Origin of the sequence: Mycobacterium sp., assembly GCF_035314905.1 — a bacterium.
Taxonomy (GTDB): domain Bacteria; phylum Actinomycetota; class Actinomycetes; order Mycobacteriales; family Mycobacteriaceae; genus Mycobacterium.
Window position 1 is genome coordinate 16,368 of sequence record NZ_DATFYW010000021.1, and the last position, 24,258, is coordinate 40,625.

Here is a 24,258-nt window from a genome sequence, read left to right on the forward strand (position 1 = left end):
TCAGGCGGTCGCCGGCCGGTGTGGCATCAGCGCGTTGGCCGGAATGCTGCCGAACCTGCCGGCCTGGAAGTCCTCAAACGCCTGGGCCACTTCGGCCTTGGAGCTCATCACGAACGGCCCGTACTGAAACACCGGCTCGCGGATCGGCTTTCCGCCGAGTAGCAGCACGTCGAGCGCCGGACGATTCGAGTCCTGTGACCTCGCCGCGGTTACCCCGATCCGGTCGCCGGGACCCAGCACGGCCAACTGGCCCTGCGCAATCGGGTGGCCGACCGGACCCACCGTGCCGCGGCCGGACAACACGTACACCAGGGCGTTGAATTCCCGATTCCACGGGATGTCCATCTTGGCGCCCGGCTCGATCGTCGCATGCGCCAACGTGATCGGCGTGTGCGTCGAGCCCGGGCCCCGCACGTGCTGATCCGGGGACGGCCCGATCTCGCCCGCGATGATCCGTATCAGCGAGCCACCGTCGCCGGACGCCACGAGCGCGACCTCGCCGCCCTCGATCGCCTGGTACTTCGGCGGCGTGAACTTGTCGGCTCGCGGCAGGTTCACCCACAACTGGATGCCGTGAAAGACGCCGCCGCTCTCGACGAGGTCGGCGGGCGGGGTCTCGATGTGCAGGATCCCCGACCCGGCGGTCATCCACTGGGTCGCGCCGTCGGTGATGAGTCCGCCGCCACCGTGGGAGTCCTGGTGCGCGAAGCGGCCGTCGATCATGTACGTCACGGTTTCGAATCCCCGGTGCGGATGCCACGGCGTCCCCTTGGGCTCGCCCGGCTGGTATTCGACTTCGCCCATCTGATCCATGTGCACAAACGGGTCGAGCGCTGCGGCGCTCACCCCCGCGAACGCACGGACCACGGGGAATCCCTCGCCCTCGAAGCCCCGCGGGCCCGTCGTCACCGACCGCACCGGGCGCTCGGTGTCAGCCGGCGCGGGCGCACCGACGCGGGGAAGAGTCGAGGTGTCAGCAGTGATGGCAGGCATGTTCACAATAACCGGACTGGGGTCCGATTATTCCCCGCTCAGCCGAGGACGGCCAGCGCCGCGGCCCGCGCGCCCATCGCGCTGTCGGTGGCGAGAACCGCCTCGGCCGCATCCCTGCACTGCTGCATCGTGACCGTCGCCAGCTTCGCGCCCACCCCGGCCACGGCGGCGGCCGCCGATGACAACGACGTCACGCCGAGCCCGGCGAGCACGCAGGCGAGGAGGGGGTCCGCGGCGGCCTCACCGCAGACGCCGACCGGCTTGCCCGCCCGCGCACCGGCCGTGGCCGTGGTCGCGACCAATGCCAGCACGGCAGGCTGCCAGGGATCGGTGAGGGTGGCCAGTTCGGCGGACATCCGGTCGGCTGCCATCGTGTACTGCGCGAGGTCGTTCGTGCCGATCGAGAGGAATTCGACGTGCTCGAGGATCTTGTCCGCCAGCAGCGCGGCGGCGGGCACCTCGATCATGACGCCGGGAATCAGCCCGTGTGAGCGGGCGCGTGCCGCGAACCTCTCGGCCTCGTCGGCGGTGGAGATCATCGGTGCCATCACCCACGGCGCAGTGCCGGTGGCGGCGCCGGCCGCGGCGACCGCCTCGAGTTGCCGCTCCAACAGGCCCGGGTTGCCCACGGCGATCCGGACGCCGCGCACGCCGAGCGCCGGGTTGGCCTCCTCGGGGTGGCCGACGAACTTCAGCGGCTTGTCCGACCCGGCGTCGAGTGTCCGGATGACCACCTTGTGACCCGAGAACGCTTCCAGCACTTCGCCATAGATGCGGGCCTGCTCGTCGACCGACGGCTCGGTGTCACGGTGCAGGAAGCACAACTCGGTGCGGAACAAGCCGACGCCCTCGGCCGGTGTCTGGCGCGCGGCCCGGGCAGCGGCACCGTCCTGGACGTTCGCGAGCACCGCGACGGCATGCCCGTCCGAGGTGGCACCGGGTCCGGTCCACCTCGCGAGCAACCCGGCTTCGCGCCGCGCCCTGTTCACCTGATCCCGCGCCGCCGCCTCGTCAGGCGCGACGGTCACGGAGCCGCGGGTGCCGTCGATCATCACCAGTGTCCCGGCGCGGACGTTGTCGAGCCCGGCGACGGCGACCACGCACGCAATGCCCAGCTGACGCGCGATGATCGCGGTGTGGCTGGTCGGCCCGCCCAGGGTGGTGGCCAGCCCGACGATCAGGTCCGGGTCCAGGCCCGCGGTGTCGGCCGGCGCCAGGTCCTCGGCGCACAAGATCGAGGGCTGCTTGGGCTGCGGCACGCCCGGTTCGGGCAGGCCGCTGAGTTCCGCGACGACGCGGTCGCGGATGTCGTGCAGGTCGGTCACCCGTTCGGCCATCAGGCCGCCGATCTGGGTGAAGACGTCGACGAACTGTGCGACGGCCTCCGCCGTCGCGCGCACCGCGGGTGTGCCGGCGTTGATCCGCTTCTCCGCTGCGCCCAGCCAGGCACGGTCGCCGGCGAGCGCAGCGGTCGCGGCCAGGACCTCCGACGCCGCACCGGTGGCGTGCTGAGCCCGGTCGCGTAACCGGCCGGCCACCGCCGATGCCGCGGCCGCGAAGCGCCTGGCCTCGGCGCCGCGGTCCGGCTCGTCGACCTCCGGAATGTCGTCGATGCCGTCGAGCACCGGCAGCCGGCCAGGACGGATCACCGGCGCGTACCCGACACCGGCCACGACCGGCACGCCGTTCAGGACCGTGCCCGGGGCTGGCTCAGACGAAAGCACGTGCGGTGATGTGGGTGTCGAGGAGGTTGTCATGTGAAGCAGATTACAACGGAATCTTGACAAGTCAACACAAGCAGGCGTAAAACCAACTTTATCCAATGACATCCGGGCACTAAAACCACAAAAACGGAGATTCGTGTACGCGGAAGAACGCCAGCAGGCCATCGCCTCGCTTGTGATCAGCAAGGGCCGAGCGTCGGTGGCCGATTTGGCCCAGGCCTATGACGTCACCACCGAGACCGTCCGGCGCGACCTGGCGGCACTCGACCGCGCAGGCATCCTCCGCCGCGTGCACGGCGGCGCGGTCCCGGCACGTGCCCTGCACGTCGTCGAGCCCGGTGTGATGGAGCGCGAGACGACCCGGGCCGGTTACAAGGACGCGATCGCGCGCGCTGCCCTCGAGTTCCTGCCGATCGGCGGCGGCAGTGTGCTCCTGGATGCGGGCACCACCACCGGGCGGGTCGCGGCCCAGCTGCCGCCCGACCGTGAACTCGTCGTCGTCACGAACTCGGTCCCGATCGCGGCGAGGCTGGCGGGCATGCCGTCGATCTCGCTGCAGCTGCTCGGCGGCCGGGTCCGCGGCGTGACCCAGGCGGCGGTCGGCGAGTCGGCGCTGCGGATACTCGACACCCTGCGCGTCGACGTCGCGTTCATCGGCACCAACGCGATAAGCGTGGCGCACGGCCTGTCCACCCCGGACAGCGAGGAGGCCGCCGTCAAGCGCGCGATGGTGCGCTGCGCCAACTACGTCGTCGTCGTGGCCGACTCGTCGAAGGTCGGCCGCGAGGACCTGATGAGCTTCGCGGCGATCGAGCGCGTCGACGTGCTGGTCACCGACTACGAGATCGCACCCGGCGACCGGGCCGCGCTGACCGACGCCGGCGTCGAGGTCGTGATCGCATGATCGTCACGGTCACGCCGAATCCCAGCATCGACACCACGGTATCGCTGAGCTCGGCGCTCACCCGCGGCGCGGTACATCGGGTGTCGTCGGTATCGAGCGAGCCCGGAGGCAAGGGGGTCAACGTCGCACGGGCCCTGACGCTGGCCGGTGTCGACGCCATCGCGGTGCTGCCGGCTTCCGACGGCGACCCGCTGCTGACCGCGCTGCGGGCCGGCGGGGTGCCGTTCCGTTCGGTGCCACTTGCCGGCGCCGCGATCGCGGTGCGGACCAACATTGCGATCACCGAGCCCGACGGCACCACCACCAAGCTGAACGCGCCCGGCGCGACCCTGGACCCGACAGGGGTCGACGCGCTCACCCGCGCGGTCGTCGAGCACGCCGCGCACGCCGCATGGGTCGTGCTGTCGGGGTCGCTGCCGCCCGGCGTAGGTGACCACTGGTACGCCGATGTCGTCGCGCTGCTCTCCTCGCTGCGGTGCCGCGTTGCCGTCGACACTTCCGGCGAACCGCTTGCCGCGCTTGCCGATTCGCTGGAGCGCGCGGCCCCGCAGCTACTCAAGCCGAACTCCGAGGAGCTGGCCTCCGTCACCGGCGTATCCGCGGACAAGCTGGAATATGCGTTCTCGCATGGTGATCCGGAGCCGGTCATCAGCGCGGCCAGGCAGTTGGTCGACCGCGGCGTCACAAGCGTGCTCGCGACGCTGGGCGCCGCGGGCGCAGTGCTGGTCGACCAGAACGGCAACTGGCTGGCCACGCCCCCACCCGTCGTCCCGAGGAGCACCGTCGGCGCCGGCGACTCCTCCCTTGCCGGTTATGTTCGCGCCGACGTCGCGGGGGCCGATGCGCCCGAACGACTCCGGATGGCCGTCGCGTACGGCAGCGCCGCGGCGGCGCTCCCGGGCTCCGCCCTTCCCACCCCCGCACAGGTGGATGTCGACGCCGTTCGCGTCACCTCCCTCCAGCTCAACGCCGACTCCTGACAAGGTTCCCGAATGCCCCGATCCCCGATCATCGACCCCGACCTGGTCCTTCTCGACGTCGACGCCGGCACCGACAAGGAATCGGTCATCGCGCGGCTGGCGCGCCAGTTGGCCGACAGCGGCCGCGCGACCGACAGCGACGGGTTGATCACCGCGATCCTGGCCCGCGAAGCGCAGTCGGCGACCGGCCTGCCAGGTGGCATCGCGATTCCGCACTGCCGTTCCCCGCACGTCAAGGCCGCGTCGATCGGCTTCGCCCGGCTCGAGCCGAAGGTGGATTTCGGCGCGCCCGACGGCCCCGCCGACCTGGTGTTCATGATCGCCGCACCCGAGTCCGGCGGCGCAGAGCACATGAAGCTCCTGTCGAGCCTGGCCCGCGCGCTGGTACGGCCCGACTTCGTCGAGTCGCTGCGCGATGCGTCCACCCCGCACGACGTGGTCGGTCTCGTCGACGGGGTGGTCAACCCGGCACCGGCGAAACCGGCCGTGCCCGCACCGGAAACCCCCAAGGACGCCCGGCCCAGGTCCGTGGTCGCGATCACCGCATGCCCGACCGGCATCGCACACACCTACATGGCCGCCGACGCGCTGGCCGCCGCGGCCAGGCGCGCCGGTGTCGACCTCAGCGTGGAGACGCAGGGTTCATCCGGCAGCACGCCGCTTTCGCCGTCGGCCATCGCCGGAGCGGACGCCGTCATCTTCGCCACGGACGTTGGTGTCAAGGACCGGCAGCGGTTCGCCGGCAAGCCCGTCGTGGCATCGGGTGTCAAGCGGGCGATCAATGAGCCCGACAAGATGATCGCCGAGGCGGTGTCGGCGGCGGACGATCCGTCGGCGGCCCGCGTGCAGGCCGGGGGCGGCGAACCCGCCGCCGCTGCGCCGAAGGGCGGCGACGTCGGATGGGCCACCCGCATCCGGCAGATCCTGCTGACCGGTGTCAGCTACATGATCCCGTTCGTGGCGGCCGGCGGGCTGCTCATCGCGCTCGGCTTCCTGCTCGGCGGCTATGAGATCGCGAACAAGCCCGCCGGGCAGTCGAACACGCTGGGCTACCTCATCGCCGGCACGAACTCGCTGACCAACCTGCCCGACGGTGGCCTCGCCAAGTACCTCGGCGCGGTGCTCTTCCAGCTGGGCACTCTCGCGTTCGCGTTCCTGGTTCCGGCCCTGGCCGGCTACATCGCGTTCGCGATCGCCGACCGCCCCGGTATCGCGCCCGGCTTCACCGCTGGCGCGGTGGCGGTCTTCGTCGGCGGCGGCTTCATCGGCGGCATCGTCGGCGGCCTGATCGCCGGGTTCGCCGCGCTGTGGATCAGCCGGATCAGCGTCCCCCAGTGGGCCCGAGGGCTGATGCCGGTCGTGATCATCCCGCTGTTCGCCACACTGATCGTCGGCCTGTTGATGTTCCTGCTGCTCGGACGGCCGCTGGCCTGGCTCACCTCCAGCCTGACCCACTGGCTCAACGGCATGTCCGGCACGTCGGTGATCGTCCTGGGCATCATCCTCGGCCTGATGATGTGCTTCGACCTCGGCGGCCCGGTCAACAAGGCGGCGTATGCGTTCGCTACCGCGGGCCTCGACGTCGCCGACCCCGCGTCGCTGCGGATCATGGCGGCCGTGATGGCCGCGGGCATGGTGCCGCCGCTGGCAATGGCGCTCGCATCCACCGTCCGGCCCGCTGTGTTCACCGAGCCGGAGCGTGAGAATGGCCGCGCCGCTTGGCTTCTGGGCGCTTCGTTCATCTCCGAAGGTGCGATCCCGTTCGCGGCGGCCGATCCGCTGCGCGTGATTCCGTCGATGATGGCCGGTGGAGCGGTGACCGGGGCGCTGATCATGGCGTTCGACGTCACGCTGAAGGCACCGCACGGCGGCATCTTCGTGTTCTTCGCGATCGGCAACCTGTTGTGGTTCGTGGTCGCGCTGGTCGCCGGCACGATCGTGGGGGCGGTCGCGGTGATCTTCGCCAAGGAGTTCTTCAAAGCCACGCCGCAGCAGCCCGGCATCGAGCCTGCGCTGGCCGCGGCCTGACCCCCACCCCCAACCATTTCCAACGATGAGGAGAAACCCCGGATGCCAAGCACCACCGTGACCGTCGGCTCGGCGATCGGTCTGCACGCCCGGCCCGCCGCGATCATCGCCGAAGCCGCCGTGAACGCGGGTTCGCCCATCACCCTGTCGATGGACGGCGGCGAGCCGGTCGACGCCGGCTCGGCACTGATGATCATGACGCTGGGCGCTTCCAACGGCGCTCAGGTGATCGTTGCTTCCGACGACGAGACGGCGATGCGCACGATCGCCGAACTCGTCGAACAGGACCTCGACGCTTAGGCCCGGGACCAGCCGCCGCGCACAGCAACTCGGCGGGAATTTCATAGGGTGCAAAGCTTGACCGCGTCGTGTTCCTAATGTGATTGTTGTCAATCAGTGTTTCCACTGTGACGAAGCAGAAACGTCGCCAGGAGTAGGAGACACACCATGTCCATGTTGCTTACCCGAAGCCGGCTCGTCGGGGTCGCGGCCGTTTGCGTAGGACTCGCATTGCCGGCCTTGGGATTTGGCGCTGCGATAGCGCAGGCATCCCCGCTGCCCGCACCGATGGACGACCCGGCAGCGCCGCCGGACCCTGCCGCGCCGCCGGCCCCGGATCCGAGCACGATCATCAACGAGGCCAACACGATCCTGCCTGTGATCGGCCAGTTCACCCAGTACTTGCCCTCGTTCCTGGATCCGGGCGCGGCACCACAGATTCCGGCTGACCCCAGCGTTCTGCAGCCCCCGATGCTGAGCCCCTTCGTCCCGGGCAGCTAGGGCTGTTGGGGCCGCGGCTGTCACCGATTCGCTGCTAGCATCCGCACATGCTGGCTGGGGCCAAGCAATGGATGAGCGCCTTCATCAACCGGTCCGGCTACCTCCGCAAGTGGCTGATCCTCGGCATCGCGATCGGCATCATCGCCGGGTTCGGCGCGGTCGCGTTCTATCTGGCGCTCGACTACGCCGGGAAGTTCCTGCTCGGCTACCTCGGCGGGTACGACATCCCGAAGCCCAAGGGCGACGGCGGCGACCCCGGCTCGCCGGGATTCGTTCGACCGTGGGCTATTCCGCTGGTGGTGTTCGGCGGCGCGCTGGTGTCGGCGCTGCTCGTCGCGAAGTTCGCCCCTGAGGCGGAAGGCCACGGCACCGACAGCGCGATCGAGGCCGTCCACACCGACCCGCGTGCGATCCGGGTGCGGGCGGTGATCGTGAAGATGGTCGCCAGCGCGATCACCATCGGCTCCGGCGGCTCGGGCGGCCGGGAGGGGCCGGCCGCGCAGATCTCGGCCGGATTCGGCTCGTTGCTCACACGCCAGCTCAACCTGTCCGACGAGGACGGCCGCGTTGCGGTGTCGCTGGGCATCGGCTCGGGTATCGGTGCGATCTTCGGGGCGCCGCTGGGCGGTGCGGTGCTTGCCGCCTCGATCGTCTACCGCGAGGATTTCGACTACAAGGCGCTGATTCCGGGTTTCATCACCTCGGCGACCGCGAATGCCGTGTTCGGCGCGATCCTCGGCTTCGACCCGCTGTTCGGCTTCGTCGCCGCCGACTTCCGGTTTCACCATCCGCTGCAGCTGCTCTGGTTCCTGGTGATCGGAGTCGTCGCGGCCGCGGTCGGCTACCTCTACGCCCGCACGTTCTACGGCGTCGTGGCGCTCACCAAGTGGCTGCCCGGCGGCATGGTGATCAAGCCCGCCCTCGGCGGCTTGGCGGTCGGCCTCATCGCGTTGGTGATCCCCCAGGTGCTGGCCAGCGGGTACGGCTGGGCGCAGCACGCGGCGGCACGAGACACCTTGCTGGCGATCCCGCTGTGGATCGTGCTGATCCTGCCGTTCGCCAAGATCGTCGCGACCTCGCTGTCGATCGGAACCGGTGGATCGGGCGGGATCTTCGGGCCGGGCATCGTGATCGGCGCGTTCACCGGCGCAGCGATCTGGCGATTGGCCGAATCGGTCGGTGCGCCAGGCCTCCCCGCGAACCCCGGCGTGTTCGTCGTCGCCGGGATGATGGCCTGCTTCGGCAGCGTTGCCCATGCACCGCTGGCCGTGATGATCATGGTCGCGGAGATGACGGGTTCGTTCTCGGTTATCCCGTGCGCTATGGCCGCGGTCGGCATCGCCTACCTGCTGATCTCGCGCACCGACGTGTCGATCTATGGGGCCCAGCGGCTCAATCGCGAGGCCGCCGAGGCCGAGCGCCGCGACGCCGCCGCCGATTAGCGCGCACCGCACCGCAACTGCGTGCACCATCTGTGATTGCCGACGAGCAGAAAGGGCACGCAATGACAACCACGTACGGCAGGCACGCCACGTCGCTGACGAACGGCGAGACCGTCGAAGAATCCGAACTCGGCTCCATCACCCGCGTGACCGCGGACACCTTCCCGATCCTGAACGGGCTGTCCATCAAACGGGTGGTGGTCAACCCGGGCGCGATGCGCACCCCGCACTGGCACGCCAACGCCAACGAGCTCACCTACTGCCTGTCGGGCACCTCGCTGGTGTCCGTGCTCGACAGCGGCAGCCAGTTCTCCTCCTTCACGGTCAGCGCCGGCGAGATGTTTCACATCGACTCGGGCTCACTGCACCACATCGAGAACATCGGCGACGAGGCGGCCGAGTTCGTCATCGCGTTCCGCCACGAACGCCCCGAGGACTTCGGCCTCGGAGCGGCGTTCGGTGCGATGACCGACGCTGTGCTCGGCAACACCTACGACCTGCTCGCCGCCGACTTCGCCGCGATCCACCGCGACACGACCGACCGGGCTCTCGCCGCCCGCGAGGGCGACCCGGTCGTGCCGAGCGCCGCGTATTTCTCCGACCCGCACAAGTTCGCCGTCGAAAGCCAGCCGGCAATGATCAGCATCGCGGTGGGCTCGGCCAGGTTGGCGCGGGTGCAGTTCTGGCCGGCGCTGAAGGACCTCGCAATGTACTCCCTGCGGATCCGCGAGGACGGCATGCGGGAACCACACTGGCACCCGATCACCGCCGAGATGGGTTATGTGCACGCAGGGTCGGCCCGGATGACGGTGATGGACCCGGACGGGTCGCTGGACACCTGGTACCTGAAGGAGGGCGACGTGTACTTCATCCCGCGCGCTTATCCCCACCACATCGAGGTGGTCGGTTCCGACGACATCCACTTCCTGATCTTCTTCGACCAGCCCACGCCCGGCGACATCGGTTACCGCGCCTCGGCCAGCGCGTATTCACGGGAGGTGCTCGCGGCCACCTTCAACACCCACGTCGCCGCGCTGCCGGTCTTCCCGTTCACCAACGCCGACCCGTTGATCGTCACCCGCAACAACCCGGTCGATGAATTCGGGATGGGCGAAAAGCACTGATCCCGGGCTCTGTTCCGTGCGGGCCGCGGGACAGCGACGCCGCGGCGGCCGGCAGCGCCAGTCCCGCCGACACCAGGAACACCACGACCAGTCCGTCGTGGAACGTAGACCTCACAACCCGGCGAGATCGCGGATCGGTTGGCGCGGACCGAATCGCGGATTGCGTGTCATCCCACTGACTTCCAGCAGTCGCACAGCGCGGTACCGATGGGGGCGCATCGGCTCGAGCAGCTCCACCATCTGCGCATCGTCGATCGGGTGGCCGAGCAGCGACCAACCCACCACTTTGGCCAGGTGGTAGTCGCCGACTGAGAGCGCGTCGCTGTCCCCGAACGCGCGTTGCGCGGTTTCGGCCGCCGTCCACACGCCGACACCCGGCAACGACGTCAACGCATCGCGGGCCTGCGCGGATGGGCGGCTGCAGAGCCGCTCGAGCGACCCGGCGCGCTGGGCACAGCCGACGATCGTGCGGGCCCGTCCCGGGTCGACGTTCGCGAGGTGGAATTCCCACGACGGGATCCGCCGCCACACCTCGGCGGCGGGCGGCACCCGCATCCGGGACGGAGCGGGCCCGGGTGCCGGTGCGCCGTACTTGGTGACCAGCAGCCGCCAGGACCGGAAAGAGTCCGCGCCGGCGACGCGCTGCTCGAGCACCGCGGGGACGAGGGCCTCCAGGACGCGCTCGGTGCGGCCGATGCGCAGGTGCGGGCACCGCCGCTGCGCTGCGGCGATCGTCGGCTCCTCGGCCACGAACGCGGCGGGGTCGTCGTGCGCGCCGATCAGCATCGGCAGCGCGTCGGCGAACTCGGCGGCGCCGTCGCCCCAGGCCTCGCATTCGACGACGTCGGGCGCCGACCGACGTATCCGGGCGGTCACCGGTCCGCTCTGCTGCAGGCTTGTCCGCCAGATCGCGCCGTCGGCGGCGATCTGGAAGCAGGGATCACCGCGGCCGCGCCGCAGCGGCGACAGCGTGGCGAGCGGGGCGGCCGGGCCGGATAGCCTCACCGCGCGGTGAACGCTTCTCGATTTCGCGATGACTTGATCCTGCCACGGCGGCCCGACGCCGATTCTGGCGCCAAATTAATGAACCAACCGTGACATCGGCCCTGCGGAGCGGCAGCCTCTGCCAAGCTGGGCTGTAATGGCTGTATTGCGCCGAGTAGCGGCCGGGTATGGAAGCGATGACACTGATCTGCTGGAGGGAGCGGACGTGAGCGTGGTCAGCGCGTTCCCGCCTGCGTTCCGGCCCGCTCACCTCGCCCCCGCGGCCGTCCCGTTCGAGACGTGGCTTGCCGGCCTGCAACGGGCCGTGTTGGCCGACGTCACCGAGTTCGTCGGCGCCCGCTGCGTCGCGGACCTGGGCGACGCCGGTGTCGATGTCGCAGCAGAGGTCTTGGTGCAGTTTGTCGGCGGCGGGAAATGCCTGCGGTCCACGTACGCCTACCTCGGGTGGCTGTGCGGCGCAGACGGCAACACCGCGGCGTTGCGCGCTTCGGCCAGCTTCGAGTTGCTGCACGCGTTCGCGCTGCTGCAGGACGACGTGATGGACGGTTCCGGGTTGCGGCGGGGCCGTCCCGCCGCGCACATCCAATTCGCGCAATGGCACCGCGACCGTCGCTTGTCGGGTTCCGCGCGGCGCTTCGGCGAGTCTGCGGCGATCCTGCTCGGTGATCTGTGCCTGGTGTGGGCGGAGCAGATGCTCCGCGAGAGCGGGCTGCGCAAGCGGGCGCTCGACCGGGCGTGGCACCGCTACGACGCGATGCGCACCGAACTGGCGGTCGGCCAGTTTTCCGACCTGGTCAACGACGCACGCGGCCTGCCCACGCTCGACGCCGTGCTCGACGTGGCGCGGCGCAAGTCCGGCAATTACACGGTGCGCAGGCCCCTGGAAATCGGCGCCGCGATGGCCGGGTGCGACGATGACATCATTGCGCTCCTGGGCCGCTACGGCGCTGCGATCGGCGAGGCGTTCCAGCTTCGCGACGACGTGTTGGGCGTGCTCGGGTCCGCGCGGGTGACGGGCAAGCCCGCCGGCGGCGATCTGGCCGAGCACAAGGCGACGAGCATCGTGGTGGCCGCGTATCAGATGGCCGACAGCACGATCAGGCGTCAGCTGTCGGAGTTGATGAGCGCCGACGACCTGGACGAAGCCGCGATCGCGCGCTGGCGCACGCTGATCGTCGCGACCGGGGCGGTTCAGTGGGTGGAGGAGATGATCGCCGACCGCGTGGCCACGGCGCGCGGGGAGATCCATGACGCCCGCATCGACGAATCGGTTCGCATGGCACTGGCGGACATGGCCGCGGTGTGCACGGTGCGTGCGGCATGACCCGCACCGTCGAAGGAAGAACTGATCACGTCGTCGTGGTCGGGGCGGGTCTGGCCGGCCTGTCGGCGGCTTTGCATCTCGCGGGCCGCGGCCGTCGGGTGACCGTTGTCGAACGCGACGCCGTCCCGGGCGGCAGGGTGGGCCGGGTCGACACGGGCGGATACCGCCTCGACACCGGCCCCACGGTGCTGACCATGCCCGACATCATCGACGAGGTGTTCGCCGCGGCCGGCGCCGAACGCAACGAACGACTGGAGCTCATCGCGGTTGAGCCGGCCTATCACGCGTCGTTCGCCGACGGCAGCAGCCTCGACGTGCACAGCGACGCCCGGGCGATGGCCGACGCGGTCGGCGCGTTCGCCGGACCCGACGAGGCGGCAGGGTATCTGCGTCTGCGCGAGTGGCTGACACAGCTGTACCGCATCGAGTTCGACGGGTTCATCGCCGCGAATTTCGACTCACCGCTGTCGTTGCTGACCCCGCAGCTGGCGCGGCTGGCGGCGATCGGCGGGTTCCGCCGCTGGGACCGGGTGGTCAAGCGGTTCATCAGCGACGAGCGGCTGTTGCGGGTGTTCACCTTCCAGTCGCTATACGCCGGCGTCCCTCCGCAGCAGGCGCTGGCGGTCTACGCGGTGATCGCCTACATGGATACGGTCGCAGGTGTGTATTTCCCGCGCGGCGGCATGCGGGCGCTGCCCGACGCGATGGCCGCGGCGGCGACCGATGCCGGCGTGCGCTTCGAGTACCAGTCGGAGGTCACCGCGCTCGAACGCAGCGGTGACCGGGTCAGCGCGGTCCTCACCAGCCGGGACAGCCGCATCCCGTGCGATGCGGTCGTGTTGACGACCGAACTGCCCCAGACCTACCGCCTGCTGTCCCGCACGCCGCGACGGCTCCTCCGGCTGCGTCCGGCGCCGTCGGCGGTCGTGGTGCATGTCGGCTGCCGGTCGGAGCCGGCCGGGTCGCATCACACGATCCTGTTCGGCGGGGCCTGGGACCAGACCTTCGACGACATCATCCGGCGCGGCCGCCTGATGGCCGACCCGTCGCTGCTCGTGACCCGGCCCACCGCGACCGATCCGACGTTGGCGCCGCCCGGCCGCGATCTGCTGTACGTCCTCGCGCCCGCGCCGAACCTGGCCCGCGGCGTCGTCGACTGGGCGAGGGACGGCCACGCCTATGCCGGCGAGATGATCGACACCGTGCGCAGCCGCCTGCGTCCCGCGCTGGGCGACGACGCCGAGGTGCTGCACGTGACCAACCCCCGCGACTGGGAGAATCAGGGCATGGTGGCCGGCACCCCGTTCGCGCTCGCGCACACCTTCGGTCAGACCGGCCCGTTCCGGCCGGCCAATACCGTGCGGGGGGTGAGCAACGCGGTGCTGGCCGGGTCGTCGACGGTGCCCGGCGTCGGTGTGCCGACCGCGATGCTGTCCGGACGACTTGCCGCCGACCGGATCACCGGGCCTGCCGGCGGCAGGCAACCGAACCGGCGCGTGCTCAGCATCGGAAGCCGACGGTCATGATCCGTTCCGAATTGGACGCGGCGGGCGTGGTGGAGCCACGGCTGCGCAGCGCGTACCGGCGCTGCCGCGACCTCAACGCCCGGCACGGGCGCACGTTCTTCCTCGCCACCCGGCTGCTCGCACCGGCGCAGCGGCCGGCAGTGCACGCGCTGTACGGGTTCGCCCGGCTGGCCGACGACATCCTCGACGACCTCGACTCCCCGCTGGACACCACCGCCAAAGCCGAACGCCTGCAGCGGCTCTCGGATCAGTTCTTCACCGGCGGCGGCCGCGACGGCGACCCGGTGCTCGCCGCGGTCATCCACACCGCGCGCGGCTACCGCATCCCGCTCGACCTGTTCAGCGACTTCCTGAACTCGATGCAGATGGACCTTACGGTCACCGACTACCCCAACCGCGCGGCGCTGAACAGCTACATGCGCGGATCCGCGGAAGTGATTGGGCTGCAACTGCTCCCGGTGCTCGGCACCGTCGTGCCCGTCGATGAAGCCGCTCCCTACGCGGCCGCGCTGGGCCGCGCGTTCCAGCTCACCAACTTCCTGCGCGACGTCGACGAGGACCTGGCACGGCAGCGGGTCTACCTGCCCGCAGACGAGCTGGCGGCCTACCAGGTGGATCGTGACCTGTTGATGTGGTGTCACGTCCACCGGCGCACCGACGCCCGGGTGCGCCGTGCGCTGGCCGCCCAGCACGAAATCACCCGCGATGTCTATCGCTTCGCCGCCAACGGTGTAGAGCTCTTGGCACCGCAGTCACGCCCATGTGTGTCGACGGCGCTGACGTTGTACTCCGAGATCCTCGATCGCATCGAGGACAGCGACTTCGCGGTGTTCAGCCGCCGCGCTACGGTCGGCACCACGCGGCGGCTGCAGGTCGCGGGCACGGGCCTGCTGCGGGCCTGGCGTGCCCGGAAGGCCGCACCGGCGCCTCCGGCCGAGCCCACTGTGGGGGCCGCCTGAGATGGATCGGTGGCAATATCTCATCGTGCTCGGCGCGTGCCTGCTCGTCACCGCGCCGCTGGAGTTCTTCGGCGCCGGCGTCTACCGCCGGCCGTGGCGCACGCTGCGCGCGATCGTCCCGGTCGCGCTGGTGTTCGTGATCTGGGATGCGATCGCGATCGCCGCACACGTGTGGAAGTACAACCCGCGGTACGTCACCGGGATCGACCTGCCGTTCCGGATCCCGCTCGAAGAGGTGCTGTTCTTCCTGGTGATTCCGCTGTGCGGCCTGCTCACGTTCAACGCGGTCACGGCCATGCTGGCTCGGCCCGGACGTCGATGACCGGACTCGGGTACACCGTGCCCGCCGTTTCCGCGGTGCTCGTTGTCTGCGTGCTCGAGTTCGCGGTGTTCCGCACCGGGTTGTTCCGCAAGCCCGCGTACTGGCTGACAATGCTGATTGTGCTCGGTTTCCAGGTTCTCGCCGACGGGTGGCTGACGAAGCGCAGCGCCCCGATCGTGATCTATGACGACCACCAGACCATCGGCGTCCGCTTCCCGTTCGCCATCCCCGTCGAGGACTTCCTGTACGGCTTCGCGCTTGTGACCGCGGTGCTGTTGTTGTGGGAGCGCCAGCGGTGACCCTCAAAGCCTCTGCTCTGCGCACGCGCTCGGCTCGCCGGGACACCGCCCTCCCCGCGCGCGACGTTCCCGCGGCGTTCGACGTCGGCGCCGCCGCGTATGACCGGCTGGTCGGCGCGAATCCCGGCTACCACGAGCATCTGCGAATGTCCGCACAGCGCATGCGGATTCCCGCCGGTGGCCGCGGTCTGCGGCTGCTGGACGCCGGCTGCGGCACGGGTGCGTCGACCGCGGCGTTGCTGGCCGCCGCCCCGGACGCCGAGATCGTCGCGGTCGACGCCTCCACGCGCATGCTCGATGAGGCCCGTGCCAAACACTGGCCGCCGTCGGTGCGCTTCGTGCACGGCCGCATCGAGGATCTGGCCGACCTCGGAATCGAGGGCCCGTTCGACGGCATCCTCGCCGCGTACCTGATGCGCAACCTCGCCGACCCGGACGCCCAGCTGCGCCGCTTCCGCGCGCTGCTGCGGCCCGGTGCGACGCTGGCGGTGCACGAGTACTCGGTGCGCGACTCGCGCCCGGCCACCGCGATCTGGCACGCCGTGTGCTGGGCGATCATCATCCCGTCGGGCCGGCGGCAGACCGGCGACACCGCCTTGTATCGGCATCTGTGGGGCAGTGTCCTCGCGTTCGACGGTACCGCGCGTTTCCGGCGGCGGCTGGCCGACGCCGGGTTCACCGCGATCCACAGCGAGACGATGCCGGGCTGGCAGCGCAACATCGTGCACACGTTCCTGGCGGATGAGCCGCATGTCTAGCGACGCGCGCCGCGTGAAGCACCCCGCGCCGCAGGGACTTCGGGATGCCGGCCTGCTCGAGTCGCGGCCGCGCGCCGTGGTGGTCGGCGCAGGCATCGCGGGGCTGGCGGCGGCGACCGGGCTGGCAGAACGCGGGGTCATCGTCGACGTCGTCGAGCGCGAGAACTACCTCGGCGGCCGGGTCGGCGGCTGGACGGAGCGGCTTGCCGACGGCACGCCGGTTGCGATGAACCGTGGCTTCCACGCGTTCTTCCGCCAGTACTACAACCTACGGGAGCTGTTGCGCCGCAGCGATCCCGACTTACGCCGACTGACACCGGTCGACGACTACCCTCTTGTCGACGCACGGGGCCGCCACGACACGTTCCGCGGCCTGCCGCGCACACCGCCGTGGAACGCGCTCGCGTTCGCGTTGCGCAGCCCCACCTTTCGGCTGCGTGACCTGGCCTCTCTCAACGCGCGCGCCGCGGCGCCGCTGGTGTCGGTGTCGGTACCCGACATCTACCACCGACTCGACGACGTGGACGCCGATACGTTCCTGCGCGACATCAACTTTCCCGAGGCGGCACGGCATCTGGCGTTCGAGGTGTTCTCCCGCAGCTTCTTCGCCGAGCCGACGCAGCTGTCGGCGGCCGAGCTTGTCGCGATGTTTCACATCTACTTCCTCGGATCCAGCGAAGGACTGATCTTCGACGTCGCCGCGGCGAACTTCGACGTGGCCCTGTGGGAGCCGTTGCGCGACTACCTCGCGCGCCAAGGCGTGCGCGTCCACACGGGCATCACCGTCGATCGCGTCGAAACCGACGGGATCAGGCCTTTTCGTGTCGTGACCGATTCGGGGTCCGAGACGGAAACCGACGCCGTGGTGCTGGCCACCGACGTCGCCGGACTGCAGCGCATCGTCGGCGCGTCACCGGCGCTCGGCGACGACGCGTGGCGGTGCCGGGTTCGGGGCATGCGCACCGCCGCGCCGTTCATCGTGCAGCGGCTGTGGCTGGACCGGCCCGTCGCCGCCGGCCGCCCCGCGTTCCTGGGCACCGGAGGACTCGAGCCCCTCGACAACGTCAGCGTTCTGGACCGCTACGAGCGGGAGGCGGCGGACTGGGCGCGCGAACACGGCGGCTCGGTGGTCGAACTGCATTCCTACGCGGTGCGCGACGCATCGTGCGAGGAGACGATCGGTGACCGGCTGCTGGCCCGGCTGCATGCCCTCTATCCGGAGACCCGGGGGGCCGGCGTTGTCGGCGAACGCGTTTTGCGCCGCGCCGACTGCCCGCATTTCGGGCCGGGTGATCACGCACACAGGCCGGGTGTGACCACGCCCCATCCCGCGCTGATGCTGGCCGGCGACGGCATCCGGATCGACCTGCCGGTGGCGTTGATGGAACGCGCCGCCACCACCGGGTGGTCGGCGGCCAACGGATTGCTTCAGCATTGGGGTGTTGCCGGTCACCCGCTGCACACCGTCCCGACACAGGGCCGTTCCGCGCTGCTGCGACGGCTCGCCACCTGACGAAAGGCACCTTGCGATGGGCATGCTCGACCGCCTGGGTCGGCGGTGGCCGAAAAATACGCCACTGCAGGTACTCCCGCGCATGCAGTGGGCCGGCCAGCGGCCCACCTACCGCGACGCCGAACCGGCGATCATTGATGCCGCGCTGCGGCGTTCACGGCACCGGCCCTCCGGTAACTGGTACGCGTTCGCCGCCAGCACCAGCGTCCGCGCCGGCCGGCCATTCGGCACGTCGGTCGCGGGCGTCGAGATCGTGGCGTGGCGCGGCGAGACGGGCGCCCTCCACGTCGGACCCGGCACCTGCCCGCACCTCGGCGCCGATCTGGCCACCGGAACCGTCGACTGCGGCGCGTTGATCTGCCCCTGGCACGGATTGCGCCTCACCGGCGAGCGCGGTTTCGGCTGGAAGCCGCTGCCCGGCCACGACGACGGGGTGCTGGTGTGGGTGCGGCTGGACCGCGCAGGCGGCGAGGATCCATCCGGGGAGCCGTTCATCCCGGTCCGCCCGTCCGGCAGCCGATTACACGCGGTGACCAGGCTGGTCGGCACGTGCGAGCCCGGGGACATCATCGCCAACCGGCTCGACCCGTGGCACGGTGCGTGGTTTCACCCGTACTCGTTCACTCAGTTGGACGTGCTGAGCGCGCCGCCACGAGATGCCACCGATGATGCCGACCGTTTCCTGGTCGCCGTCACGTTCCGGATGGGCCGGTTCGGCGTGCCCGTCGTCGCCGAGTTCACCAGCCCCGAGCGGCGCACGATCGTGATGCGCATCGTCGACGGCGAAGGCGCGGGCAGCGTCGTCGAAACCCATGCCACCCCGGTTGGAACGGCGCCCGACGGCCGGCCGCGCACCGCTGTACTGGAGGCGGTGATCGCGCACTCGGACCGCTCGGGGTTCGCGCACACCACCCGCGTCGCGCCGTTGATCACGCCACTGATGCGCTACGCCGCCACCAAGCTGTGGCGCGACGACCTGGCCTATGCCGAGCGGCGCTACCACCTGCGCGCAGCGCGCGGCTAGTTCGCGACGGTGATCTCGGCTCGGTCCGGAAAGAACGCCACATGCCCGGCGATGTCGGCCACCGCGGGACAGGGCTGCTCGTAGGTCCAGATCACGTCCTCGGCGGAGTCACCGCCGGAGGTGACGACAGTGTAGTAGCTCGCGTCGCCCTTGAACGGGCAGTACGTCGCGGTGTCTGTCCGGCGCAGCATGTCCTGCTTGACGTCGGCCAGCGGGATGTAGTGCACGGCGGGAAGGGTGGCTTCCTGAAGGGTCAATGCCGCGTCGCTGTCGGCGACGACCTCGCCGTTGATCCGCACGGTGACGTGGCGGCCGGTGGGCGTGACGGTGATCGGATGCCCTGCGCTGGGCTCGAGAATGGGTCTGCTCACGATGGCAGGAACACCATCGTCCGGCACTTTCTTCCGCGACACTCAACCAGCTGCGACGACACGCCGACAAAGCCCGCAGTGTGTTGAGTTTCGCGGCCGAAGGGCCCCGGACAGCTCGACGTGAATCCGTGACGTCGCGCTAATCGGCCCGCGCCGCCTTGGCCTTCCTCGTCGCCTCCCGGAGCCGCACCCAGAATCGGGCGGCCGCTCGGATCGAGTCCTCGACGGGTTGGGGCTCCCAGCCGAGCTCGCGCGTGGCCTTGCCGTGGTCCAGCTCGGACTCCGCGCGCATCAGCCGCACGGACGGCAGGTTCAGGTGCTCGTTGGTGCCCCTGAGCCGGGCCTTCAGGCTGCCCATCGCGGCCATCGCGTAGAGGGCGGGGACCCCGACCGAGCGCTGCGGCACCGGCGCGCCGGCCTCTTCCGCGGCGATGCGCACGATGGCCCCGTTGGTCAGCATCTTCTCGGAGATGATGTAGCGCTCACCGTTGCGGCCACGCTCCGCGGCGAGAATCATCGCCCGCGCGGCGTCGTCGACGCCCACGACTTCGAGCCGGATGCCGTCCATCACGAAAGGGACCTTGCCGAACGCGGCGCCGGCGATCATCGCGCCGTGCGGAGTCTGTCCCCAGTCACCGCTGCCGTAGGTCGTCGACACGCACATCGCGACGGCCGGCAGCCCGTATTCGGCGGCATGACGCAGCACCAGCTGTTCGGCCTGCAGCCGCGACAGCACGTACTGCCCGAGCGATCGCCGCCACTTCAACACGTCGTCCTCCGTGGCGCGGTGGCCGCGGCGACGACCGACGGTCACGTAGCTGCTGGTGAACACGAACCGCTTGAGGTCCGCGTTCCGCGCGACGTCGAGCACATTGCGGGTGCCCTCGACATTGGTGCGGAACAGCGGCGCGGGGTCGCGCAGCCACGCCCGGGTGTCGACGACGCAGTAGTAGACGACGTCGCAGTCGGCCATCGCCTCCCTGAGAGTCTCGGTGTCGAACACGTCGCCGTGAAAGCGTTGCAGCGCAAGGTCATCGATGCCGGTCGTGTTGCTGCCGCCCCGGACCATCGCCCGCACTTCGGCGCCGCTCTCGACCAGCTGGCGGGTGACATGCGACCCGAGGAACCCGTTGGCGCCGATCACCAGCTTCGGCTGCTCGCTCACGTCTGCCGCCCGTACTGCCGCATCCACGCCGCGGCCTCGTCGGGCAGCGTGCCGAGCTCCTGCGCCTTGCGGCACCACTTCATCGTCGCCTGCACGAAGCGCAACGGGTTGTAGACGTCTTCCTGACGGCACCACAGCCCGTCGCCGGCATAGGTCACGATCGAAATGTTCGTCGCGCTGACGATGGTCCCGTCGCCCGGGTCCACCATCGGGTTGTCGAGCTCGCAGATGATCCGGCCCGTCGGTTCGTCGACCACCGACCACAGCGCCGGGAACGCGGTCATGTGGCTGCCCGGGAATGTGGTCATGGTTTTCCAGATCCAGGCGCGCACCTCGTCGCGGCCCTTCCAGGTACCCGCCGCGTGCTCGACGTACTCGACATCGGTGGTGTACTGCACCACCCACCGATCCCAGTCGCGCGTCTGGGCAGCGCGCGCCACCGTCGCTTCGAAACGTCCGAACGCCGCGGTCAGCTCCTGGCGGCTGAAGGCCCGACTCGTCACAGCACCAAACTAGAACACGTTCTACCCGCCTTGTCGAGGGATCGTGGCGAGGGATGATTGGGGTGGGCCCCGCGGTTGTACCCGGGGCCAACCCAGGAGGACAGGTGGCCCACGAATACCACAAGAACCCCGCGGCGGTCGACGCGCTGACCCCCGAGCAGTACCACGTCACCCAGAAGAACGGGACCGAGCGCCCGTTCACCGGCGAGTACTGGGACAACAAGGAGCCGGGCATCTACGTCGACGTCGTCTCCGGCGAGCCGTTGTTTGCATCCGCCGACAAGTTCGACAGCGGCACCGGATGGCCGAGCTTCACCAAACCCGTTGACACGGGCAATGTCGTCGAGAAGCGCGACTTCCGGCACTTCATGATCCGCACCGAGGTGCGGTCCAACCACGGCGACAGCCATCTCGGGCACGTGTTCCCCGACGGCCCACGCGAGGCGGGCGGCCTGCGGTACTGCATCAACTCCGCGGCCCTGCGCTTCATCCACCGCGACGACCTCGAGGCCGAAGGCTACGGGGAGTACCGAAGCTTGTTCGACGACAAGGAGGCGCAACAGTGACGATGCATCGCAAGGCGATCCTGGCGGGCGGGTGTTTCTGGGGGATGCAGGACCTGATCCGCCGCCAGCCCGGAGTGGTGTCCACCCGGGTCGGGTACACCGGCGGCCAGAACGCCGACGCCACCTACCGCAACCACCCCGGCCACGCCGAGGCGATCGAGATCACCTACGACCCCGGCCAAACCGACTACCGGGCACTGCTGGAGTTCTTCTTCCAGATCCACGACCCGACGACCAGGAATCGCCAGGGCAACGACGTGGGCACCAGCTACCGGTCGGCGATCTTCTATCTCGACGACGAGCAGAAGCAGATCGCCCTGGACACGATCGCCGACGTCGACGCGTCAGGGCTGTGGCCGGGCAAGGTGGTGACCGAGGTCAGCCCTGCCGGCGATTTCTGGGATGCCGAACCCGAGCACCAGGACTACCTGGAGCACTACCCGAACGGTTACACCTGCCACTACGTCCGGCCCGGTTGGAAGCTGCCCAGGCGCACGACTCAGGCCGCGGGCTCCTGACGCGCACCAAGACGCGCGCAATCAGCGCCGGTGCACGACGATCCGGCCACCCTGTTTCGGCGTGTAGGCCACGCCGCGGGAATGGACCTTTTCGTCTGGCGCGGCCGTGGGCTCAATGGTGAAGTGACGCAATACCGTTCGCAGCACGACGTCAATTTCCGTGTTCGCGAACGCGGCGCCGATGCAGCGGCGCGTGCCGCCCCCGAACGGCACCCAGGCAAAGGTTGGCGGCTTGGCTCCGACGAATCGGTACGGGTCGAACCGCTTGGGCTCCGGGAAGAGATCGGGGTCGCCATGCAGTTGCGTGATGCTCACGACGATGGAGTGGCCGCGGGGAATGCGCCATTGCCCGAGCTCGAACGTCGGGGCCGCGACGCGCCTGCCCGCCAGATCGATGACGGTGCGGGCACGCTGCACCTCGAGGATGGTCGCCTGGCGCAGCTCGCTGTCCTCGGTGTCGGCTTCCTCGGCCAGTCTCGCCAGGATCTCGGGGTGGCGGCTGAGGCGCTCGAAAGCCCATCCCAGCGTCGACGCCGTGGTCTCGTGGCCGGCACCCAGCAGGGTGATCAGCTCGTCGGCCATGTCGTGGCGCGAGATCGCCGAGCCGTCCTCGTATCGGCTGTGCAGCATCAGCGCAAGGATGTCGGTGCGTTCGTCGAAACGCGGGTCCGACTCGGCCTTTTCAACGAGCGTGTCGACGATCGCGTCGAACTGGCGGTGGTACTCCGCCAGCCTGCCCCAGGGGCTGCGGCGGCCGACCTTGAACGGCGGCTGCGGCAGCGTGGCCAGCCGCGATCCCAGCTTCACCCAGCCCGGCATGAGCCGCCGCAATTCGTCGAGCTCGGCCCCGTCGGCCCCGAACACCGCCCGCAGGATCACGTTCAGCGTGATCCTGTTCATCGGTTCGAGCGAACGGAACTCGCTGCCCTCCGGCCAGCCGGAGGTTTCGCGCAGTGTTTCTTCTTCGATGATCTTTTCGTAGTTCTTGATGCTCTGGCCGTGAAATGGGGGCGTCAGGAACTTGCGGCGTTTGCGGTGCTCGGCGCCGTCGAGCGCGAAGATCGATCCGCGGCCGAAGATCCTGCTGAGGTTGGGCTGGATGTTGACCAGATCATCCGCGCTCGCGGTGAATACCCGTCTGACCAGCGCCGGGTCAGCCACGACCACGATATTGCCGTACACCGGGACGTTGAGCGTCAGCACACGGCCGTAGCGGCGCGCCGCCTGGCGCATCGTCCATCGGCGCGAAACCGAAAACCCGATGCCCAGGATGGGCTTGGGGATGGGTACGACCGAAGGCAGATTCGGACTCCGCGTCGCGGTGCTGTCGGCGTCGACGGCTGTCACTTCGCTCACGGATCACTCCCCAACGCGAGTGCGGTACCGCGCAGTACCGCGAGGTATTGTTGTACGGTACCCGGTAGTACCGTGGTGAGGCAAGGGTGTGCCGCCGGCCGCTGGCGATGGAAAGCCGACAAGGGGAAGGAAGCCTGGACATGACCGTCACCGATGTCGCCCCAGTGCCGGCCTTCACCGGCGACGCGCACCCGTTTCGGCGCCGCCTGCTCGACGGTCTCGCCGATTCGATCGCCGAACGCGGTTACCGCGAGACGACGATCGCCGACATCGTCCGGCACGCACGCACCTCGAAACGCACGTTCTATCAGGAGTTCAGCAGCAAGGAAGAGTGCTTCATCGACCTGCTGTGGACGGCCAATCAGGAGATGATGGCCCACATCCGCGCCGCGGTCGACCCGGAGGCGCCCTGGCAGGACCAGATCCGGCAGGCGATCGATGCGTATTGCGACTCGATCGAGTCCAGGCCCGCGATCACCCTGAGTTGGATCCGGGAGATGCCTGCGCTCGGCACGGTGGTGCGATCAGTTCAGCGCCGCGGCATCGAGGACTTGACCGAGATGCTGGTCGAGCTCACCGACAGCCCCGGCTTTCGCCGAGCCGACGTGCCACCGATCTCGAAGCCGGTCGCGGTCATCCTGCTGGGCGGTTTGCGTGAGCTGACGGCACAGACGGTGGAGGACAAGCGCGACGTGCGTGAGATCGTCGATGCGGCCGTCAGCACTTCGATCGCGGTGGTCGGCCGCGGCGCCCGGCCTCACTGAGCAACGACGGGCCGGCCGTACCGGCTGACGAATTTCTTTCCGTTGATCAAGAATTCGAGTTGATCGGTGACTTCCCGCAACGGGACGGCGCTGCGCAGCGAACGGCACAGCACGACTGCTCCCTCGATCGCGGCGATCGTGGTGATCGCCAGCGACCCGGCGTCGTCGCCGTCGAAGCCGTCGGCCTCGAATGACCGCGTCAGCGCCGTGCGCCACCGCTCGAAGATCCCCGCCGCGTCCGCGGACAGCCGCGGTTCGTCGGCAGTGCTGATCGCCGCTGCCACCACCGGGCACCCGGCTGCGAAATCGC

General features: G+C 69.6%; 25 protein-coding genes and 1 pseudogene. 18 read left to right on the forward strand and 8 right to left on the reverse strand.

What is annotated here, in order from left to right; genetic code table 11:
* Together VKG81_RS01800 and VKG81_RS01805 are read right to left on the reverse strand one after the other, a co-directional pair.
* A complete protein-coding gene (locus tag VKG81_RS01800; RefSeq protein ID WP_324389109.1) occupies window positions 1-993 on the reverse strand; it encodes a pirin family protein in 993 nt (330 codons plus the stop codon).
* Between the two features lie 38 nt (window positions 994-1,031).
* The gene (locus VKG81_RS01805; protein ID WP_324389111.1) at window positions 1,032-2,750 is read right to left on the reverse strand and encodes a putative PEP-binding protein; all 1,719 of its coding nucleotides are present in this window, start codon (window positions 2,748-2,750) and stop codon (window positions 1,032-1,034) included.
* Between the two features lie 103 nt (window positions 2,751-2,853).
* Here VKG81_RS01805 and VKG81_RS01810 point away from each other — a divergent pair, with 103 nt between their 5' ends.
* The 7 genes from VKG81_RS01810 to VKG81_RS01840 all read left to right on the forward strand — a co-directional run bounded on the left by VKG81_RS01810 (window position 2,854) and on the right by VKG81_RS01840 (window position 9,975).
* Window positions 2,854-3,621, forward strand: a complete 768-nt coding sequence (locus tag VKG81_RS01810) for a DeoR/GlpR family DNA-binding transcription regulator (RefSeq protein WP_324389113.1) — start codon at window positions 2,854-2,856, stop codon at window positions 3,619-3,621.
* Entirely contained in the window at window positions 3,618-4,601 is a 984-nt protein-coding gene (locus tag VKG81_RS01815; RefSeq protein WP_324389115.1) for a 1-phosphofructokinase family hexose kinase, read from the forward strand. Before VKG81_RS01810 ends, VKG81_RS01815 begins: the two co-directional genes overlap by 4 nt.
* A 12-nt stretch (window positions 4,602-4,613) precedes the next feature.
* The gene (locus tag VKG81_RS01820) at window positions 4,614-6,629 is read left to right on the forward strand and encodes a fructose-specific PTS transporter subunit EIIC (RefSeq protein ID WP_324389117.1); all 2,016 of its coding nucleotides are present in this window, start codon (window positions 4,614-4,616) and stop codon (window positions 6,627-6,629) included.
* 42 nt (window positions 6,630-6,671) lie between these two features.
* Window positions 6,672-6,929, forward strand: a complete 258-nt coding sequence (locus tag VKG81_RS01825; protein WP_324389119.1) for an HPr family phosphocarrier protein — start codon at window positions 6,672-6,674, stop codon at window positions 6,927-6,929.
* Between the two features lie 147 nt (window positions 6,930-7,076).
* Window positions 7,077-7,409, forward strand: coding sequence for a hypothetical protein (locus tag VKG81_RS01830; RefSeq protein WP_324389121.1), 333 nt, complete (start codon window positions 7,077-7,079; stop codon window positions 7,407-7,409).
* Window positions 7,410-7,456: 47 nt separating this feature from the next.
* The gene (locus VKG81_RS01835) at window positions 7,457-8,851 is read left to right on the forward strand and encodes a chloride channel protein (protein WP_324389123.1); all 1,395 of its coding nucleotides are present in this window, start codon (window positions 7,457-7,459) and stop codon (window positions 8,849-8,851) included.
* A 62-nt stretch (window positions 8,852-8,913) separates the two neighbouring features.
* Window positions 8,914-9,975: a cupin domain-containing protein gene (locus VKG81_RS01840; RefSeq protein ID WP_324389125.1), complete on the forward strand. Its 1,062-nt coding sequence runs from the start codon at window positions 8,914-8,916 to the stop codon at window positions 9,973-9,975.
* 111 nt (window positions 9,976-10,086) lie between these two features.
* Here the strand turns inward: VKG81_RS01840 and VKG81_RS01845 are convergent, their stop codons facing one another.
* The gene (locus tag VKG81_RS01845; protein ID WP_324389127.1) at window positions 10,087-10,980 is read right to left on the reverse strand and encodes a DNA-3-methyladenine glycosylase 2 family protein; all 894 of its coding nucleotides are present in this window, start codon (window positions 10,978-10,980) and stop codon (window positions 10,087-10,089) included.
* A 190-nt stretch (window positions 10,981-11,170) separates the two neighbouring features.
* Between VKG81_RS01845 and VKG81_RS01850 the strand changes: the two genes are divergently transcribed.
* The 8 genes from VKG81_RS01850 to VKG81_RS01885 are packed head-to-tail and all read left to right on the forward strand — an operon-like array spanning window position 11,171 to window position 18,705.
* A complete protein-coding gene (locus VKG81_RS01850; protein WP_414685114.1) occupies window positions 11,171-12,304 on the forward strand; it encodes a polyprenyl synthetase family protein in 1,134 nt (377 codons plus the stop codon).
* Window positions 12,301-13,830, forward strand: coding sequence for a phytoene desaturase family protein (crtI, locus tag VKG81_RS01855; RefSeq protein WP_324389129.1), 1,530 nt, complete (start codon window positions 12,301-12,303; stop codon window positions 13,828-13,830). The genes VKG81_RS01850 and crtI overlap by 4 nt, the downstream gene beginning before the upstream one ends.
* Complete coding sequence (locus VKG81_RS01860) at window positions 13,827-14,789, forward strand: phytoene/squalene synthase family protein (RefSeq protein WP_324389131.1); 963 nt, start codon at window positions 13,827-13,829, stop codon at window positions 14,787-14,789. The genes crtI and VKG81_RS01860 overlap by 4 nt, the downstream gene beginning before the upstream one ends.
* Window position 14,790: 1 nt before the next feature.
* Window positions 14,791-15,111, forward strand: a complete 321-nt coding sequence (locus tag VKG81_RS01865) for a lycopene cyclase domain-containing protein (protein ID WP_324389133.1) — start codon at window positions 14,791-14,793, stop codon at window positions 15,109-15,111.
* Window positions 15,108-15,410, forward strand: coding sequence for a lycopene cyclase domain-containing protein (locus VKG81_RS01870; RefSeq protein ID WP_324389135.1), 303 nt, complete (start codon window positions 15,108-15,110; stop codon window positions 15,408-15,410). Before VKG81_RS01865 ends, VKG81_RS01870 begins: the two co-directional genes overlap by 4 nt.
* 17 nt (window positions 15,411-15,427) lie before the next feature.
* Window positions 15,428-16,168 (forward strand): class I SAM-dependent methyltransferase, encoded by a 741-nt coding sequence (locus VKG81_RS01875; protein WP_324389168.1) that lies wholly within the window; start codon window positions 15,428-15,430, stop codon window positions 16,166-16,168.
* Complete coding sequence (locus tag VKG81_RS01880; RefSeq protein WP_414685113.1) at window positions 16,152-17,681, forward strand: FAD-dependent oxidoreductase; 1,530 nt, start codon at window positions 16,152-16,154, stop codon at window positions 17,679-17,681. The genes VKG81_RS01875 and VKG81_RS01880 overlap by 17 nt, the downstream gene beginning before the upstream one ends.
* A gap of 16 nt (window positions 17,682-17,697) precedes the next feature.
* On the forward strand, window positions 17,698-18,705 hold the full coding sequence (locus tag VKG81_RS01885; RefSeq protein ID WP_324389137.1) for a DUF5914 domain-containing protein: 1,008 nt from the start codon (window positions 17,698-17,700) through the stop codon (window positions 18,703-18,705).
* Here VKG81_RS01885 and VKG81_RS01890 read toward each other — a convergent pair.
* From VKG81_RS01890 to VKG81_RS01900, 3 genes are all read right to left on the reverse strand, one after another.
* Window positions 18,702-19,079, reverse strand: a complete 378-nt coding sequence (locus VKG81_RS01890) for a DUF427 domain-containing protein (RefSeq protein ID WP_414685115.1) — start codon at window positions 19,077-19,079, stop codon at window positions 18,702-18,704. The genes VKG81_RS01885 and VKG81_RS01890 overlap by 4 nt on opposite strands.
* 136 nt (window positions 19,080-19,215) lie before the next feature.
* Window positions 19,216-20,241 carry an NAD-dependent epimerase/dehydratase family protein gene (locus tag VKG81_RS01895; RefSeq protein WP_324389141.1) on the reverse strand — a complete coding sequence of 342 codons (1,026 nt, stop codon included), beginning with the start codon at window positions 20,239-20,241 and terminating at the stop codon, window positions 19,216-19,218.
* Entirely contained in the window at window positions 20,238-20,744 is a 507-nt protein-coding gene (locus tag VKG81_RS01900; RefSeq protein ID WP_324389143.1) for a nuclear transport factor 2 family protein, read from the reverse strand. Before VKG81_RS01900 ends, VKG81_RS01895 begins: the two co-directional genes overlap by 4 nt.
* A gap of 104 nt (window positions 20,745-20,848) precedes the next feature.
* Here VKG81_RS01900 and msrB point away from each other — a divergent pair, with 104 nt between their 5' ends.
* A complete protein-coding gene (msrB, locus tag VKG81_RS01905) occupies window positions 20,849-21,310 on the forward strand; it encodes a peptide-methionine (R)-S-oxide reductase MsrB (RefSeq protein ID WP_324389145.1) in 462 nt (153 codons plus the stop codon).
* Window positions 21,307-21,828, forward strand: coding sequence for a peptide-methionine (S)-S-oxide reductase MsrA (gene msrA, locus VKG81_RS01910; protein WP_324389147.1), 522 nt, complete (start codon window positions 21,307-21,309; stop codon window positions 21,826-21,828). The genes msrB and msrA overlap by 4 nt, the downstream gene beginning before the upstream one ends.
* Window positions 21,829-21,849: 21 nt before the next feature.
* Here msrA and VKG81_RS01915 read toward each other — a convergent pair whose 3' ends face one another.
* Entirely contained in the window at window positions 21,850-23,184 is a 1,335-nt protein-coding gene (locus VKG81_RS01915) for a cytochrome P450 (RefSeq protein WP_324389149.1), read from the reverse strand.
* A gap of 140 nt (window positions 23,185-23,324) precedes the next feature.
* Between VKG81_RS01915 and VKG81_RS01920 the strand changes: the two genes are divergently transcribed.
* The gene (locus VKG81_RS01920) at window positions 23,325-23,948 is read left to right on the forward strand and encodes a TetR/AcrR family transcriptional regulator (protein ID WP_324389151.1); all 624 of its coding nucleotides are present in this window, start codon (window positions 23,325-23,327) and stop codon (window positions 23,946-23,948) included.
* On the opposite strand, the pseudogene VKG81_RS01925 reads toward VKG81_RS01920, so the two are convergent.
* Window positions 23,942-24,258, reverse strand: a pseudogene (locus tag VKG81_RS01925) (TetR/AcrR family transcriptional regulator); the annotation flags it as partial. The gene VKG81_RS01920 and the pseudogene VKG81_RS01925 overlap by 7 nt on opposite strands.